The organism is Paenibacillus hebaui (assembly GCF_051934385.1).
In the GTDB taxonomy this organism is placed as follows: domain Bacteria; phylum Bacillota; class Bacilli; order Paenibacillales; family Paenibacillaceae; genus Paenibacillus.
Genome location: NZ_CP196836.1, coordinates 4,112,247 through 4,128,869, shown reverse-complemented (window position 1 = coordinate 4,128,869; position 16,623 = coordinate 4,112,247). Strand labels below are relative to the sequence as shown.

The window sequence follows — 16,623 nt, the reverse complement described above, 5'->3', positions numbered from 1 at the left end:
GAAGTAGAGGAAGTAGCTTCTTGCGCTCACCTAAGTGAACTTACGATAGGTACAACTAATCCCATTATTATTGACATTAAAGCAGATGCGGCCAATAAGCATAGTAAATAGTGCAGAGAGTTATACAATGCGATATGGGAATTGAGCCAGGCAATTATACAGAAACCGTTGTAGCAACAACACATGAATATGAATACTTAATTATTCCAAATTAACAAACGGAACTACTTATTATTTTGGAGTAGCTGCCACAGTTAATAGTGTTGAAACCGAATACTCCAACGAAGCATCAGCTACTTCAAATGAGGAAGAACAACCTATTCCTGCACCTAAAGAGCCTACAACTCCAAAACAACCTTTAGGCAACTGAGCCTATCTTGTGGTGACCATGACAAGTGGAGTCGAGATAGAATTTGACTTAAGTATGAAAGAAGTGAATGACTTTATCGGGTGGTATGAAGTCTAGCAGGCTGGAAGCGGAAAGGCATCGTATGCACTTGACAAGCATGGAAACAACTAAGGCCCGTTCAAGAACCGCTAGTACTGCATTCTATTTGATCGGGTTCTGACGTTTGAGGTAAGTGAATACTAAAAAAGTTAAGTTCCATCAGTTTATACTGATCGGGCTTTTTTTGCACTCTCAATGAGAGTTGCTACTATTACTTAATGAACGCCATACTTCTGCAACAAAAGAGTTGTTCATATTTTTCCAAATTACATATGATCTCATTATGTTGAAAGTTTCATATGATTAGGTTATAATATATTTGATTTTCAGCAATTTAATTTTGGATTATTAATTGGAGATGTTAATATGGATCAAGCGAAACAACTTGTTACAGAACAGCGGACATTTTTTTATACAGGTCAGACCAAGAATATTGAATATCGCATTGGAGCTCTTCAACAATTAAGACAGGGAATTGAGAAGTATCAGCAACGTATTTTGGACGCACTTCGTACTGATCTCAATAAATCCCAGGCAGAAGCTTATGGCTCCGAAATTCGCATCGTACTGGGTGAATTGGATTTTGCATTGGAACATCTGAAGGAATGGGCTACACCAAGATCTGTTCCAACAAATTCGGCTATGCCGGATGGCGTAAGTACAATTTATCCTGAACCCTATGGAGTCGCTTTAATTATTGCACCATGGAATTATCCGTTCCAGCTGGCTTTTGGCCCACTGATTGGAGCGATTGCAGCAGGTAACTGTGCCATTATCAAGCCATCTGAATTAACGCCTGCCGTATCGCGTCTGACTTATGATCTGGTTCACGAGATTTTTCCTAAAGAGTATGTGACGGTTATGGAAGGGGAAGTCGAGACCAGTACAGCATTGTTGAAAGAGAAATTTGATTACATCTTCTTTACAGGTAGCACTGGTGTCGGCCGCATTGTTATGAAGGCAGCTGCAGAGCATTTGACTCCTGTTACGTTGGAACTAGGTGGTAAGAGTCCAGCCATTGTATATGAGGATGCAGATTTGGAGCTGGCAGCTCAGCGTATTGTTCGTGGTAAATTTCTGAATGCCGGACAAACTTGTGTTGCACCGGATTACTTGCTTGTTCATGAAAAGGTACATGATAAGCTATTAGATCTGATTGGTGCAGAGATTAAGGATAAATTCGGAGATGATGTGTTGCAGAATGCTGATTTTCCGCATATTGTGAACGCTCGTAACTTTGATCGATTGGCGGTTTTTCTCAAAGACGGTAATGCTCTGATCGGTGGTCGTTCTGAACGGGACCAGTTACTCATTGAACCAACAGTGCTGGGAGATGTAAATTGGGATTCGCCTGTTATGCAAGAAGAAATTTTTGGCCCAATTCTACCTGTATTCAAGTACAGTGATCTCAACCCGATGCTGAATGAGATTGTGCGTCGTCCAAAACCACTGGCATTATATCTATTCACTCAGGATGAGGAGCTACAGAATCGGGTGCTGAATCAAGTATCCTTCGGTGGAGGTTGCATTAACGATACACTATCTCATATGACCTCTCATTATCTCCCGTTTGGTGGCGTAGGAGAGAGTGGTATGGGTTCATACCATGGCCAGCAGAGCTTTGATGTGTTCTCTCATCACAAGAGTGTCCTTAAACGCAGTGAGTAGAGGGGCAGCATACAATGAATGAAATAATTAATATGTAAAAAAGAGGTTATCCCGAATCATCAGGACAACCTCTTTGCGTATTTCATTGTATTACATCTGATCTGTGGTGATAAATATTAATGAATATCACGGAAAAGGCCAATGACTTTTCCCAGAATGCTAACGTGCTTCAAACGCAAAGGTTCAAAGGTCGAATTCTCCGGTTGAAGGCGAATATGATCTTTTTCTTTGTAGAACGTTTTCACCGTTGCTTCATCATCTTCAGTCATCGCAACCACGATATCACCGTTATCAGCAGTTTGCTGTTGACGTACAATAACGTAGTCTCCGTTAACGATACCCGCTTCAACCATACTGTCTCCCACGACCGAAAGCATAAATACTTTCTGCTCTCCTACATAATGTGTAGGGAGAGGGAAGTAGTCTTCGATGTTCTCTGTAGCAGTGATAGGAACCCCTGCCGTGACTTTACCAACGACAGGAATGCGTGCAACGCTGTGAGCAAATTGATGTGAGTGCTCAGACTCTTCCTGGCTCAAAAGTTCGATGGCTCTTGGTTTGGTAGGGTCACGTCTAATCAGACCTTTCTTCTCCAAACGATCCAGATGTCCATGTACTGTAGAGCTTGAAGCCAGTCCAACAGCTTCTCCAATTTCTCGTACGGAAGGAGGATACCCCTTCAACCGGACTTCATTTCGTATAAACTCCAGAATAGCCTGTTGCCTGCTGGATATCTTCGACATACCGTATCAACCCCATTTTAGTAACGTTTGGGAAAATTATAACATAGAACCTCCGTTCGTACAAACATAAGTTCTAAATAAAATGCTATGAAATCAATGTTTTTGTGTGATTTGAGCTAATGTCTTTCTGTAGAGCAGAGCAAATAATACAAAGCCATTTTTAAAACGATAGTATAAAGAAGATTATGAATAAAAAAAGCGAACAATTGTTCTAAAATTCTATTGAACAAAACAAGTGTTCGTGCTATATTGATTTCAATAGATAGGAACAAACGTTTGGAGGTCGATGTTTTATGAGATATTCTACTTATCAAAGTATTTATGAACCGGTTAATTCAGAAGTGGTCAAAACAAACATAGGGAACTTCAAGAACGTTTTTGTACAAGGTAAAGTTTCGACTTGGTTGCTGAAATTAATGGTGGTGTCCTTAATTATATTCATTGGATGCAGTACTGTACTAACCGTTTTTGCGGGGGATGAGAACGATTTGTTGCCTGGAGGCAAGATGGCAGTTTCACAAGGAGAAACGTTGTGGAGCATTTCCTTGGCTCACAAACCGGATAACATGGATACACGTATATATATAGAAGCAATCAAAAAAGTGAATCAACTTCATACAACCTCAATTCAGGTCGGACAAGTGTTGGTTTTGCCTCAATTCTCAGAATAAAATGTACATCAATGAGTGCCAGTGCGTGTCAACTTGACAAGGCGCCCTTATCATGGCAAAGTTAATATGACTTTGTATTTTTGGAGGGGACAAGCTTGGATATAGATAGTCTGGTAGCACGTATTAATGAATTGGCCCGTAAGCAAAAGTCCTCTGGATTATCGGAGGAAGAACTTGCAGAACGTGCCAAGCTTAGAGAAATTTACTTGAACAACATTCGCAGCAATTTCAGACAGCAGCTGGAAACCATTGAAATTGTGGATGATGAGAATGATCAGGACCACCAGAGCAAACTCAAACACTAAGGAAACCTAATGATATCATTATGATATTTAGGTTTCTTCCTGTTATTTCGAGTGGGCAATTTATAGGGGGAAGCATTGGTTTTCATTTTATGTAAGCCGATACAAAAACACATAAGGGGGATTCACATGTCGCGTTCGTTCGAGAGAACGGTTCGGAAAAATTCAAAGCAGTTGAATCATCAGCGCAAAAAAAATGGTCAACCGATTTCAGGTACACCAGGTGAAGATGTCTTTAAAGGACGAAGTCTTCTGTTTCCCATCTTTTTGATTGGACTCGCTTTTTTGTATCTGTTTATGAGCACTTTCCTTGTACAAGCACCGATGACAACTTGGGACTGGGTCACTATGCTGTTGTACGTATTTTTGGCAGTCATCTTCATGCTCCGGCGTCCGTATATCAAAATTGGAAGTAACCGGATTTTGACAACAAAAGGGAACCGTGAGCGTTCAATCGGGGTTGATGATATTGTCAAGTTCAGAATTGAACCAGGCTCCATCGTTATTGAGCATAACAGTCGTGGTAAAAGATGGGTATTTACCAAATTGCTAAACCGCTATGATACGGATGCAATTGCTGAGCGTCTTCTCAAATTTGCGAAAGCGCACCAGATCACCGTGGAAACCGTCGAGAAGTAATTACTGCATAAAGGGGAAGATGATCGAAATGGCGTTAAAAGCGATTTTGTTCGACCTGGATGATACTTTGTTATGGGATGAGCGCAGTGTTCGAGAGGCATTTCATGAGACTTGCCTAATAGCATCGCAAGAGACCGGGATTAAACCTGAAGAACTTGAAGAATCCGTTCGTAATGAGGCACGCGGTCTTTATGAGTCCTATGAAACCTTTCCGTTTACCAAAATGATTGGGATCAACCCGTTTGAAGGTCTTTGGGCTAACTTTACGGGTGGGGATCAGCCGGAGTTCCGCAAGTTGGAGCAACTTGCTCCCGCGTATCGTAAAGAGTCTTGGCATCGTGGTCTGTTAAAGCTGGGAGTAGATCGGGAAGATCTGGCTGAACGGCTAGCTTCACAGTTTGGGGCAGAGCGGAGATCCAGACCCCATGTCTATGAGGAAACAATGGATACCCTGCGCCATTTACAAGGGAAGTTCAAACTTTTGCTGTTAACCAACGGTTGTCCCGCTTTGCAACAAGAGAAGCTGGACGGGGTTCCTGAATTGGCTCTTTTCTTTGATGAGATTATTATCTCGGGTACCTTTGGTAAAGGAAAACCGGACCCTTCCATTTTTGAACATGCCTTGAGTAAGCTCGGTGTGAAACCCGAAGAAAGCATGATGGTGGGAGATAAGCTTACGACTGATATTCGTGGAGCTTTATCCGCAGGGATCCAATCCGTATGGATTAATCGTGAGAATAAAGGCAACACAGAATCCTATACGCCTGACCATGAAATTAAGCATTTATCAGAATTAGAACGTCTTATTGCTAATTTCTGAGTAGATGCATCATAGCTCTTTTTCTCTATACCCGAAAACATTGATGGCTTTCATGAGTGATGAATCATTCATGAAGTTATCAATGTTTTTTATTATGGAAAGTGCCTTAGAACTACAATCGTGTTAATGTAAGACATATTTTTTTTCAAAAAGTTATTGAAATTATGAAACAGCTGAATTAGAATATAACTAACATACTAGTATGACTAGTATGCGAATCATCCCAATACAATATCTTTTGACTTACCAAAATGAATGGAAGCAGGAGTAATTGTATATTATTTTTATATTTATTGTAAGCGCTTTACATAAGTGAGAGAACACTTTTATTTTGGGAATCGCAATAGTTAATGAGTGATTTCAGCATGAAGGTAAGGCTCTCGTACTGTGTGATTCTAAATAGCACATCAAAATGATATCGCTTACATTCGCAGAGTTATTTATTCCGTGGTGGGGGTGAAGTTAATCAGGTTGATGGTCTTCTACAAAGAGAGATGGGAGTTGTAGTTGAATTAGATTTTACTTTATCAAGTTAAGGATCGGAGTGAATAACAAATGGAGTCGGAGACTGCTAAAAGAACTTTAACCATGACATCTTTACGTAAGGAGAGCAGATTACGAACGGCAGCAACCCTGTTCCGCAAAGATTGGCAGCTGTACTCACTGTTAATTCTTCCTATCATCTACCTCATCGTTTTCAAATATGGACCGATGGTTGGTAACATTATCGCTTTTAGACGTTTTGTGCCTGGAGGAAGCATATTTGGAGAAAGTTGGGTCGGGTTACGATATTTTAAGATGTTCATTGAGGACCCTACGTTTTGGAGAGTTTTCAGTAATACGCTGATGCTTGGTGGACTTGCGTTACTCTTCACGTTCCCAGTGCCAATCATTTTTGCCCTGATGCTTAACGAAGTGAAGAGCAAACGGTTCAAAAAGTTCGTGCAAACGGCATCTTACCTACCACACTTTCTCTCCATCGTTATCGTAGCTGGCATGATTCTGCAACTGACTGCAGTGAACGGCTCAATTAATGGTATGGTGGCTTTCTTTACAGGAGATAACATTCCTTTCATGCAGCGGGCTGAATGGTTCAGAACGGTCTATATCACCTCTGAGGTATGGCAGGGTATGGGCTGGGGAGCAATTCTGTATCTGGCTGCTCTGACGACCATCGATGATTCTTTGTATGAAGCTGCTCGTATTGACGGTGCGAACCGTTGGAAGCAAACGATATATATAACCATTCCTGGTATTTTGCCAACGATTGTTACCTTGTTGATTCTGAATATGGGTAATTTCCTGGCAGTTGGTTTCGAGAAAATCTTGCTTCTGTACAATCCACTCATTTACGAAACATCTGACGTGATCTCCACATACCTGTATCGGGTTGGACTGGAATCTAGCAATTTCAGCTATGCTACCGCAATTGGCTTGTTCGAATCGCTTATCGGTCTGATTCTGGTGTTCTCCGTAAATGCAATCTCACGCAGACTGACACAAAGAAGTTTATGGTAAAGGAGGAGCATCATGCAGGAATCAAGATCCTACAAAGTGTTCAAAGTATTCAATGTCATCTTTCTGCTATTCGTGGTGTTTATTACGCTCTACCCATTCTTAAATGTCGTGGCTCAATCCTTTAGTAGTGAATCCTACATCAATTCGGGCAAGGTTAGTCTGTTCCCTAGAGGGTTCAATGTGGAGACGTACAAGATGATTTCCCGTGACACCATGTTTTGGACCAATTATAAAAATACGATTATCTATACGGTGGTAGGTACGCTGATTTCGATGTTCATGACTACGATATTTGCGTACGCCTTGTCTAAAAAAAGATTGATGGGCCGCAAGTTTTTGACTATGTTCGCTGTGTTTACGATGTTCTTCAGTGGCGGACTCATTCCTAACTACGTTTTGATTAATTCCCTTGGTTTCAACAACACCATGTGGGCGTTGGTTGTCCCTGGTGCGATCAGCATATACAACATGTTAATCATGAAATCATTTTTCGAAAACATGCCGGAAGAACTGGAGGAAGCTGCCGCAATTGATGGACTGAATACCTATGGCATATTATTACGCATCATTTTACCACTCAGTAAAGCAGTTATGGCGACGATGGTCCTGTTTTACGCAGTCGGTCATTGGAACTCATGGTTCCCCGCCTTCCTGTACCTGGATAAGAAAGAGTTGTTCCCGGTAACTATTTATTTGCGCAATATGATTGCAGGGGCAACGAGTGGAGCATCAGCCGGTGCGACCTCAGCCGATAACCTGACCCAGATTGCTGCAAATATTAAATCGGTAACGATGGTATTGACTATTTTACCAATCCTTACGATCTATCCATTTGTTCAAAGATACTTTGTAACCGGTATCATGCTGGGATCTGTGAAACAGTAGTCACCAGATATATCAAGCTTACACATCATCATGATGTGTAAGGTCAATCTAAACCATATGCAGGGGGAGAATTGAATGAAACTGAGACCACGGAAGCTTGTAGGCAAGATGGTGTTGGCAACCATGATGAGTGTTGTTTTGGCGGCATGCAGTAGCGGCACGGGCGGAGAAAAAGTTGAACCTGAATCCAAAGGGGCCATGGAATCCTACAAAGTAGGGGACACATTTAAAGCCACGGAGCCGTTTGATCTGTCCATCCTATACAGTGATCAGCCTTCATACCCGTACAAAAAGGATTGGATGCTTTTCCAAAAAATCACCGAAATGACTGGAGTAACGCTGGACCCTACCATCGTACCGATGAGCGACTATCCTCAGAAGAGATCTCTTTTGATCAGTTCTGGCGACGCTCCACTGGTTATTCCTAAGACATATCCGGGTGAAGAGTCTGCTTTTGTATCTTCAGGTGCGATTTTGCCAGTGAGTGATTATGTGGACTTGATGCCAAATTTCAAAGATAAGGTAGAGAAGTGGGGGCTTGAGGACGAACTGGAGGGACTGCGACAAGAGGATGGGAAGTATTACGTGCTTCCGGGCATGCATGAAGAGGTTTGGCCTGACTACACGCTCATTGTTAGAACAGATGTTTTTGAAAAAAACAATATCGCTATTCCCAAGACATGGGATGAACTGTATAATGCAGCCAAAAAGCTGAAGGAAGTTTATCCAGATTCTATCCCGTTCTCCGATCGGTTCAAGTTCAATAGTACGTTGGGTATTGCATCTATTGGCTTTGGTACAAAAGGTGGATGGGGCTTCGGAAACGGCCTGACGTACCAGGCTGACAAGGATGAATTTGTTTACACCGCTACAACACCGGAATATAAGGAGATGTTAACGTACTTTAACAAACTGGTATCCGAAGGACTACTGGATAAGGAAAGCTTCACGCAAGACGATGATCAAGCTACTCAAAAATTTGTATCCGGCAAATCTTTTATGATTAACGGCAATTCCCAAACGCTTGTATTGCATAGAAATGATATGAACAAAACATTGGGAGAAGGAAAATTCTCTGTTGCGAAAATTACGGTTCCGGGTGGTCCTAAAGGCCAACTGATGTCTGGCTCAAGACTTGAAAACGGTGTCATGCTTTCCGGGAAAATTAAAGACAGTGAATATTTTAAAGCAACTCTGCAGTTTATCGACTGGCTCTACTATAGTGATGAAGGCCAAGAGTTTGCCAAGTGGGGTGTAGAAGGGGAAACCTTCACTAAAGAAAATGGTACACGTAAGTTGGCAGAAGGCGTCAATTACAATGGCTTGAATCCAAAAGGCACGAAGGACTTGCGTATTGACTATGGTTTCTCTGGTGGTGTGTTTGCGTATGGAGGAACCACAGATTTGCTGCAATCCATGTTTAGTGAAGAAGAGTTGAAATTCCAGCAAGACATGAAAGATACAAAGGAAGTAATTCCGGCTGAACCGCCAATTCCTTATTCTTCTGAGGATCGCGAACGAGTGACACTTCTTAGTACACCATTGAAGGACTATTCGGATCAGAATACGCTCAAATTTATATTAGGAGAACGGAAGTTATCCGAATATGATACCTTTGTTAAAGAATTGGAGAGTCAAGGCTTGTCTAATTACCTGAAGCTTGCAAATGATACGTACAAAAACTATAAAGCAAACAAGCAATAGAAGAAAAGTGGCTTAGATTGGCTGGGTTACCGTTTCACTCGTAATATTTAAGTGAAGCGGTAATTTGTGCTAAGATGAATGAATACGGCTGAGAGGAAGAGGTTAAGGAATGTCACTTAATCAAAAAATTAGAGGCTCGACCCGGGCATATTCATACAATCTGTTAAAAGAACGAATCCTCCACCTTGAACTGAAGCCTGGTACCAAGATTTCAGAAAAGGAAATTGCTGACGAATTGCAAGTGAGTAGAACGCCTGTGCGTGAAGCATTCATGAAACTTGCTGAAGAGGAACTACTGGATATTATTCCACAGAGTGGAACCATTGTTTCCCACATTAATCTGGAGCACGTTGAGGAAGGCCGATTCATGAGAGAAAAAATGGAGAAGGAAATCGTCACTCTGGCTTGCGCATCTTTTCCAGAGGAATTCAGATTCAGGCTTGAAACCAATATTGCAATGCAGGAAGTCTGCATAGGAAAAAATAATTTTTATAGACTTTTTGAATTGGATGAAGAGTTTCATCAAATATTGTTTCAGGGCACGGGGAAGATGAGAACGTGGAAAATGTTGCAGCAACTCAATATTCCATTCAATCGCCTTCGTTTATTGCGCCTGTCTGAAGATTCCAATGCAGAGGTTATTATTTCGCAACACAAAGAGATCTACCGTCTTATCACAGAACGAGAGACTGATCAAGCTGTTGAAGTCATGGAAGCTCATCTTAGACTTGTTGTCGTTGAACAGGAGACGATAAAGGCAAAATATCCGCATTATTTTATATAGTGCACAAGTGTTGTATAATATTTCAATATGCAAACCCCCTGTTCAAACGAACAGGGGGTTTGCATATTGAAATATATCACCAAACGGTAGAATTAGGCTTGTTTGATAAATGTAGGATCCGGGTATGGATCTGCGATCCAACCATCTTTTTCGATAAACAGACGAACAGCAATAATCTGTTTGTTCTCCATTAAAGTGAAGAAGTGTGGTGTGTTTTCAGGAACTGAAATAACGTCCCCAGGAGACAATTCTACATTAAAATAACCTACATCGTCTGTAGCTTTGATAACAAAGATTCCTTTACCGGCAACGATTGCACGGATTTCATCTTCAGCGTGGGTGTGGATCTCTTCAAACTTGGCAAGTTTAGCTTCAATGTCCGGTGTTTCATCAGACAAGGTGATAACATCCCAGATTTGGTATCCACGACGTGCGGCCAAGTCTCTGATCTCATAATCATACGTTTCCAGAACTTTAGTTTTCTGATCCTCAGTCAATCCAAAGTTGTTCTGCAGATCGGCGTTCAATTTGGATGCGTCCCACTTTTCATATAACACTTCATATTTGTCTAAGAAATTTCGAACATTTTCGTCTCCAGTGATACGTTCGTTCGTATTTCGGATTACAATTTCAGCCATGTTCTTTCCCTCTTTTCCACTTGGTTTAATCGCTATTATATCGGATTCCTCTGTTTTTGTCGATTCGCAAATTCATTCCGAATTCACATAAACCCGCCACCCTATTGAACAAAACCGATCTTTCACATTAAGTTAGTTTCTGTTAAACTAATATTTAACGTTTTGCGGGGGTGAAGATATTGGATAAGCTTAGTCTACACGATGCATTAAAACAACGAATATTAATCCTCGACGGTGCAATGGGGACCATGATTCAACAGGTTGATCTCACAGGCGCAGATTTTGGCGGAGAAGACCTGGATGGATGTAATGAAATGCTTGTACTTACGCGTCCAGAACTGATTCAGCGTATTCATGAAGATTATCTGGAAGCCGGTGCGGATTTAATTGAGACCAATACATTTGGTGCGACTTCTGTTGTACTCGCTGAATACGATATTCAGGACCGTGCACGTGAGATCAATCTGGAAGCAGCCAGAATTGCGAAAGCTGCCGTGGATCGTTTCTCCACACCTGAGTCTCCGCGTTATGTGGTGGGTGCAATGGGACCAACAACCAAAACGCTGTCTGTAACCGGTGGGGTGACGTTCCAGGAACTCATCGACAGTTATTTCGAGCAAGCGCTTGCTTTAATCGAGGGAGGCGTTGATGCGTTACTGCTTGAAACCTCGCAGGATACCCTTAATGTAAAAGCAGGTAGCATTGGAATCCAGCAAGCATTCGAACAGAGTGGTATCCAACTTCCTCTCATGATCTCAGGAACGATAGAACCGATGGGAACGACCCTTGCCGGTCAGAACATTGAGTCCTTTTATATATCCCTTGAACACCTTAACCCAATTTCGGTAGGACTAAACTGCGCTACAGGTCCTGAGTTTATGCGTGACCATATTCGATCCCTTTCCGGGATGGCGTCGGTTGCGGTCAGTTGTTATCCAAATGCAGGTCTTCCAGATGAGGACGGTAATTACCATGAATCACCTGAGTCACTTGCTCAGAAAATCGGTGCCTTTGCTGAACAGGGATGGTTGAACATTGCCGGTGGTTGCTGTGGAACAACACCAGCACATATTCGGGCAATGCGCGACACACTTGCCAAGTACCCCCCAAGAGATCTGAACGGAACTCATCCACCTGCATTGTCAGGAATTGATCCAGTCTACGTTGAGCAGGACAATCGTCCATACATGGTCGGTGAACGCACGAACGTGCTTGGATCACGGAAATTTAAGCGCCTTATTGTTGAAGGCAAATATGAGGAAGCTTCGGAGATTGCCCGGGCTCAGGTAAAAAATGGGGCACATGTTGTAGATGTTTGTGTTCAGGACCCGGACCGTGAGGAAGCGGAAGACATGGTGAAGTTTCTTGAACTTGTTGTCAAAAAAGTAAAGGTGCCACTCATGATTGATACGACAGATGCAGCCGTCATCGACCTGGCCCTGCAGTACTCTCAAGGTAAAGCGATCATTAACTCCATTAACCTTGAGGACGGTGAGGAGAAGTTCGAACTGGTCACACCGCTCCTGCATAAATACGGGGGTGCTGTCGTTGTCGGAACGATAGATGAACGTGGTCAGGCGATTAGTCGTGAGGACAAGCTGGAGGTAGCCCAGCGATCTTACGATCTGCTGGTGAACAAATATGGACTAAAGGCAGAAGACCTGATCTTTGATACCTTGGTGTTCCCGGTAGGTACAGGAGATGAACAGTATATTGGTTCAGCCAAAGAAACCATTGAAGGTATTCGCGTCATTAAAGAGTCCATGCCTGAGTGTCATACCATTCTGGGGATTAGTAACATTTCATTTGGACTGCCAGAGGCAGGCCGTGAAGTGTTAAACTCCGTATTTTTGTATGAGTGTACCAAAGCAGGTCTTGACTATGCGATCGTTAACACGGAGAAACTGGAGCGTTACGCTTCCATTCCGGACATGGAGCGCAGACTCTCGGAAGAACTGTTATACAATACGAATGATGAAACACTTGCAGCTTTCGTAGCCGCCTTCCGTAACAAGAAGGTTGAGAAAAAAGAAAAAATTTCGAACCTGTCGTTAGAAGAACGACTTGGATCATATGTTGTTGAAGGAAGTAAAGAAGGCTTGTTGCCCGATCTGGAGCAGGCACTTACCAAATACACAGCCCTTGAAGTGATCAATGGTCCGCTGATGCGGGGCATGGAAGAAGTAGGGCGACTGTTTAACAACAATGAGTTGATTGTAGCAGAGGTATTGCAGAGCGCGGAGGTTATGAAGGCTTCGGTGGCTTTTCTGGAGCAATACATGGAGAAGAATGAGACATCGGTAAAAGGGAAGATTATGCTGGCGACGGTGAAGGGCGATGTACACGACATCGGTAAAAACCTGGTGGAGATCATCCTGTCCAATAACGGTTACCGGATCATTAATTTGGGTATAAAAGTACCACCAGAGCGAATTATCGAGGCGTACAGAGAAGAAAAAGTCGATGCGATCGGCCTATCCGGTCTATTGGTGAAATCAGCGCAGCAGATGATTCTTACAGCTCAGGATTTACGCACAGCGGGTATTGATGTACCTATTATGGTTGGTGGAGCGGCATTGACACGCAAATTCACCAAAAATCGGATACGTCCCGAATATAACGGCATGGTTGTATATGCAAAAGATGCAATGGACGGCCTAGATCTCGCTAACAAGCTGATGAATCCAAGCACACGCGAGGTGATGCAACTGGAGATGGAGGCAGAGAAAGCGGCTGACGCTTCCGGTGCAGAAACCGCTCAACCACTTCCAGAACTTACACGCGTAGAGCGTTCGGATATTGCCATAGACAATCCGGTACTTATTCCACCGGATCTGGAACGGCATACGATGCGCAACTATCCGCTGTCGCACATTTTACCTTATGTGAACATGCAGATGTTGCTCGGTCATCATCTCGGTTTGCGTGGTTCGGTTGAGCAATTACTTGCTTCCGGTGATCCCAAGGCAACCAACCTGAAAGCGGTAGTGGATGAGATTATGCAAGAGGCTGTTCGTGACGGAATTATTCAGGCGCATGCCATGTATCGTTTCTTCCCGGCTCAGTCTAGTGGTAACAGCGTCATCATCTATGACCCGGAGAATACCAGCAATATTTTGCATACTTTTACGTTCCCACGCCAAAAAGTTGAACCATTCTTGTGCCTGTCCGACTTCTTGAAGCCCGTAGAATCCGGCCAAATGGATTACGTTGGTTTCATGGTTGTCACTGCCGGACATGGCGTGCGTGAGCTATCAACTGCTTGGAAAGATCATGGGGATTATCTACGTTCACATGCTCTGCAATCCGTAGCGCTTGAAGTAGCAGAGGGGTTAGCTGAACGGGTCCATCATATGATGAGAGACATTTGGGGATTCCCAGATTCTGCACAGATGACCATGAAGCAACGTCACGGTGCGCGTTATCAGGGGATAAGGGTATCCTTTGGATATCCGGCGTGTCCGGATTTGGAAGATCAGGGGCCTCTATTCAAGTTGCTGCAGCCTGAGGATATCGGTGTGGAATTGACGGAAGGTTTCATGATGGAACCTGAAGCATCCGTATCGGCGATGGTGTTCAGCCATCCGCAAGCGAAGTATTTTAACGTGGAAAAGGCTTAATTGAGTAGATAGTCAGGCAAAGCCCTCCGCATTGTCGGAGGCTTTTTGCTGGCAGCAGAAAGAGGTGCGATCCAGAATGGAACTATATTTCCTGGGAACTAACGCTGGTGTACCTACGCTACAGCGGAATGTAACTTCTATAGGGCTCCGCATGCTGGATGAGCGCAGAGCTTTGTGGTTGTTTGACTGCGGGGAAGGAACCCAACACCAGATTTTAAGTTCTCCACTTAAACTAAGCAAATTGGAGAAAATATTCATAACCCATCTTCATGGTGATCATGTATTTGGACTTCCGGGTTTGCTCTCCAGCAGAGCGTATCAGGGAGGCACCACACCTTTAACCGTATATGGTCCACCAGGTACGGAGCGAATGATTACGACAACGATGGAACTTAGCCAATCACGTGTCAGCTACGATTTGAACATTGTAGAACATACGGGCGGAGTCCTTTTTGAAGACGAGAGCTTCATTGTGGAGTCTGAATTGCTGGAGCACCGAATTGACAGTTACGGGTATCGGATTACCGAAAAGGATCGTCCAGGCAGTCTTGACCCAGCCAAATTGGCCGAATATGGTTTGAAGCCTGGGCCTCTATTCGGTCGCTTGAAACGCGGAGAAACCATTATCCTGGATAACGGGGACTCGCTTCGTCCTGAAGATGTGCTTGGAGTACCCAAGCGTGGGATGGTAATCACCATATTGGGCGATACACGACCATGTGACAATGTACAGCCGCTTGCTCTAAATGCAGATGTTCTGGTACACGAAGCTACCTTTCTGCATGATATGGCCGATACAGCTCATGAATACTATCACAGTACTTCGAAGCAAGCTGCCGAGGCGGCGAGAGCGGCAAATGCAGGGCAGTTGATTATGACTCACTTTAGCTCCCGCTACAAGGATGAGGAACAATTGCAGCCCCTTCTGGAAGAGGCACAGTCAATATTCCCAAATACAAGACTGGCAAACGAACACCAGTTGATTCCGGTTGTTCACCGCAAGGACGAATCCTACTAGTGATTGTGGACGGGTTGCACAGCCAAACACGACTTGAGAAGAAGCCGTTAATTGCACGGGACTGAGGGGGAGTTTCTCCCACGGTCCCTTTTGCAATCTGGTCAGAAAGCGTGTAGGATGGGCAATATAAGTAGGGAAATGATTCAAATTATTTTCCGGGAAAGCGCAGGAAATGACAAGCTTGTACAGAAGACGCGTGAGACCAACCGTCTGTGTTCGATCCGGTTCGACTTGTTGCGTGCAGATGCGAGCAAGCTATTGATTTACCTGTATACATAGCTTTGCGTTGAAGTTCGATGTAAATGGTTAAGGACATGAAACGTTAATGGAATAAAGAAAGGAAGTGCTGTGTATGATTAAGGCCTATCTGATTGACCTGGATGGTACGCTCTATCATGGCAGACATCGCATTGAAGGAGCCGATGAACTTATTCGAACATTGAATGAGCAGGGCACACCTTATTTGTATGTGACTAACAATTCTTCGCGTACTCCCCAAGGAGTGGCTGATCATCTGAATGGGATGGGAATTCCAGCCGATGCTTCTCAGGTATGCACTTCTGCCGTGGCGGCTGCGGAATATGTGGCAGATGAGGCTCCGGGTGCAAAAGTGGCCTGTATCGGAGAAGAAGGGCTTTTGCAAGCCATAGAAGATGCGGGACTAATCCTGACGGAAGATGAGCCAGAGTACGTTATACAAGGGATTGATCGTGAATTTTCCTACAATAAACTGACTAAGGCGCTCCGATGGATTAATGGGGGCTCCAAATTCATTATGACCAACCCTGATCTGCAGCTTCCTTCCGATGACGGGCTTACACCAGGTGCGGGAACGATTGGAGCTGCGATAGAAGCAGCGACCGGTGTTCACCCTACAGTCATTGGCAAACCGTCGAGTATTATTATGAAGTCGGCGATCAGCCGATTGAACTTAAAGTCTGATGAAGTTGCTGTAATTGGAGACAATATGCGCACAGATATTGCAGCAGGAGCAGCAGCGGGATGTGAGACACTACTTGTTCTTACCGGAGTGACCACACGGGAAAATATGGATAGCCATATCCAGGCAGCCAGAGTTCGTCCTGATCATGTGTTCGAAGATTTGCATAAACTGATTGAGTGGCTGTTGCAGACGACAGGCCAAGCATCCAAGAAGGGGTAGATG

15 protein-coding genes and 1 pseudogene are annotated in these 16,623 nt (G+C 43.6%); 14 read left to right on the top strand and 2 right to left on the bottom strand.

Annotation, left to right across the window (positions count from 1 at the left end; all coding sequences use genetic code 11):
* Window positions 1-328: 328 nt before the first annotated feature.
* Both ACR32F_RS18240 and ACR32F_RS18235 read left to right on the top strand, forming a co-directional pair.
* Window positions 329-541, top strand: a pseudogene (locus ACR32F_RS18240) (hypothetical protein); the annotation flags it as partial.
* 273 nt (window positions 542-814) lie between these two features.
* A complete protein-coding gene (locus tag ACR32F_RS18235; RefSeq protein ID WP_440109404.1) occupies window positions 815-2,116 on the top strand; it encodes an aldehyde dehydrogenase in 1,302 nt (433 codons plus the stop codon).
* A gap of 116 nt (window positions 2,117-2,232) precedes the next feature.
* Here the strand turns inward: ACR32F_RS18235 and lexA are convergent, their stop codons facing one another.
* Complete coding sequence (gene lexA / locus ACR32F_RS18230) at window positions 2,233-2,859, bottom strand: transcriptional repressor LexA (protein WP_024630400.1); 627 nt, start codon at window positions 2,857-2,859, stop codon at window positions 2,233-2,235.
* Window positions 2,860-3,152: 293 nt separating this feature from the next.
* On the opposite strand from lexA, the gene ACR32F_RS18225 reads away from it, so the two are divergent.
* The 8 genes from ACR32F_RS18225 (at window position 3,153) to ACR32F_RS18190 (ending at window position 10,182) form a co-directional block, all read left to right on the top strand.
* On the top strand, window positions 3,153-3,530 hold the full coding sequence (locus ACR32F_RS18225) for a LysM peptidoglycan-binding domain-containing protein (RefSeq protein ID WP_440109401.1): 378 nt from the start codon (window positions 3,153-3,155) through the stop codon (window positions 3,528-3,530).
* A gap of 95 nt (window positions 3,531-3,625) precedes the next feature.
* Window positions 3,626-3,835: a DUF896 domain-containing protein gene (locus ACR32F_RS18220; RefSeq protein WP_440109399.1), complete on the top strand. Its 210-nt coding sequence runs from the start codon at window positions 3,626-3,628 to the stop codon at window positions 3,833-3,835.
* A gap of 126 nt (window positions 3,836-3,961) precedes the next feature.
* Window positions 3,962-4,471: a hypothetical protein gene (locus ACR32F_RS18215; RefSeq protein WP_440109397.1), complete on the top strand. Its 510-nt coding sequence runs from the start codon at window positions 3,962-3,964 to the stop codon at window positions 4,469-4,471.
* A gap of 28 nt (window positions 4,472-4,499) precedes the next feature.
* Window positions 4,500-5,291 carry an HAD family hydrolase gene (locus ACR32F_RS18210; protein WP_440109395.1) on the top strand — a complete coding sequence of 264 codons (792 nt, stop codon included), beginning with the start codon at window positions 4,500-4,502 and terminating at the stop codon, window positions 5,289-5,291.
* A gap of 588 nt (window positions 5,292-5,879) precedes the next feature.
* A complete protein-coding gene (locus tag ACR32F_RS18205; RefSeq protein WP_440109393.1) occupies window positions 5,880-6,809 on the top strand; it encodes an ABC transporter permease in 930 nt (309 codons plus the stop codon).
* 12 nt (window positions 6,810-6,821) lie between these two features.
* On the top strand, window positions 6,822-7,694 hold the full coding sequence (locus tag ACR32F_RS18200) for a carbohydrate ABC transporter permease (protein WP_440109391.1): 873 nt from the start codon (window positions 6,822-6,824) through the stop codon (window positions 7,692-7,694).
* Window positions 7,695-7,769: 75 nt separating this feature from the next.
* Window positions 7,770-9,398 (top strand): ABC transporter substrate-binding protein, encoded by a 1,629-nt coding sequence (locus tag ACR32F_RS18195; RefSeq protein ID WP_440109389.1) that lies wholly within the window; start codon window positions 7,770-7,772, stop codon window positions 9,396-9,398.
* A gap of 109 nt (window positions 9,399-9,507) precedes the next feature.
* Window positions 9,508-10,182, top strand: coding sequence for a GntR family transcriptional regulator (locus tag ACR32F_RS18190; RefSeq protein ID WP_440109387.1), 675 nt, complete (start codon window positions 9,508-9,510; stop codon window positions 10,180-10,182).
* Between the two features lie 92 nt (window positions 10,183-10,274).
* Here ACR32F_RS18190 and ACR32F_RS18185 read toward each other — a convergent pair whose 3' ends face one another.
* Window positions 10,275-10,820: an acireductone dioxygenase gene (locus ACR32F_RS18185; RefSeq protein ID WP_440109385.1), complete on the bottom strand. Its 546-nt coding sequence runs from the start codon at window positions 10,818-10,820 to the stop codon at window positions 10,275-10,277.
* Between the two features lie 179 nt (window positions 10,821-10,999).
* Here ACR32F_RS18185 and metH point away from each other — a divergent pair, with 179 nt between their 5' ends.
* The 4 genes from metH to ACR32F_RS18165 all read left to right on the top strand — a co-directional run bounded on the left by metH (window position 11,000) and on the right by ACR32F_RS18165 (window position 16,620).
* Window positions 11,000-14,440 carry a methionine synthase gene (metH, locus tag ACR32F_RS18180; protein WP_440109383.1) on the top strand — a complete coding sequence of 1,147 codons (3,441 nt, stop codon included), beginning with the start codon at window positions 11,000-11,002 and terminating at the stop codon, window positions 14,438-14,440.
* Between the two features lie 76 nt (window positions 14,441-14,516).
* Window positions 14,517-15,458 carry a ribonuclease Z gene (gene rnz / locus ACR32F_RS18175; RefSeq protein ID WP_440109381.1) on the top strand — a complete coding sequence of 314 codons (942 nt, stop codon included), beginning with the start codon at window positions 14,517-14,519 and terminating at the stop codon, window positions 15,456-15,458.
* Window positions 15,459-15,575: 117 nt separating this feature from the next.
* Complete coding sequence (locus ACR32F_RS18170; RefSeq protein ID WP_440109379.1) at window positions 15,576-15,737, top strand: hypothetical protein; 162 nt, start codon at window positions 15,576-15,578, stop codon at window positions 15,735-15,737.
* Window positions 15,738-15,810: 73 nt separating this feature from the next.
* A complete protein-coding gene (locus ACR32F_RS18165) occupies window positions 15,811-16,620 on the top strand; it encodes a TIGR01457 family HAD-type hydrolase (protein WP_440109377.1) in 810 nt (269 codons plus the stop codon).
* Window positions 16,621-16,623 lie beyond the last annotated feature (3 nt).

Bases quoted from the DNA above. Each gene is read 5' to 3' on its own strand.
- ACR32F_RS18210 (WP_440109395.1), top strand. From the start codon at position 4,500: ATGGCGTTAAAAGCGATTTTGTTCGACCTGGATGATACTTTGTTATGG.
- ACR32F_RS18190 (WP_440109387.1), top strand. From the start codon at position 9,508: ATGTCACTTAATCAAAAAATTAGAGGCTCGACCCGGGCATATTCATAC.
- ACR32F_RS18235 (WP_440109404.1), top strand. From the start codon at position 815: ATGGATCAAGCGAAACAACTTGTTACAGAACAGCGGACATTTTTTTAT.
- ACR32F_RS18195 (WP_440109389.1), top strand. From the start codon at position 7,770: ATGAAACTGAGACCACGGAAGCTTGTAGGCAAGATGGTGTTGGCAACC.
- rnz (WP_440109381.1), top strand. From the start codon at position 14,517: ATGGAACTATATTTCCTGGGAACTAACGCTGGTGTACCTACGCTACAG.
- ACR32F_RS18205 (WP_440109393.1), top strand. From the start codon at position 5,880: ATGACATCTTTACGTAAGGAGAGCAGATTACGAACGGCAGCAACCCTG.
- ACR32F_RS18165 (WP_440109377.1), top strand. From the start codon at position 15,811: ATGATTAAGGCCTATCTGATTGACCTGGATGGTACGCTCTATCATGGC.
- ACR32F_RS18185 (WP_440109385.1), bottom strand. From the start codon at position 10,820: ATGGCTGAAATTGTAATCCGAAATACGAACGAACGTATCACTGGAGAC.
- lexA (WP_024630400.1), bottom strand. From the start codon at position 2,859: ATGTCGAAGATATCCAGCAGGCAACAGGCTATTCTGGAGTTTATACGA.
- ACR32F_RS18215 (WP_440109397.1), top strand. From the start codon at position 3,962: ATGTCGCGTTCGTTCGAGAGAACGGTTCGGAAAAATTCAAAGCAGTTG.
- ACR32F_RS18170 (WP_440109379.1), top strand. From the start codon at position 15,576: ATGGGCAATATAAGTAGGGAAATGATTCAAATTATTTTCCGGGAAAGC.
- ACR32F_RS18200 (WP_440109391.1), top strand. From the start codon at position 6,822: ATGCAGGAATCAAGATCCTACAAAGTGTTCAAAGTATTCAATGTCATC.
- ACR32F_RS18225 (WP_440109401.1), top strand. From the start codon at position 3,153: ATGAGATATTCTACTTATCAAAGTATTTATGAACCGGTTAATTCAGAA.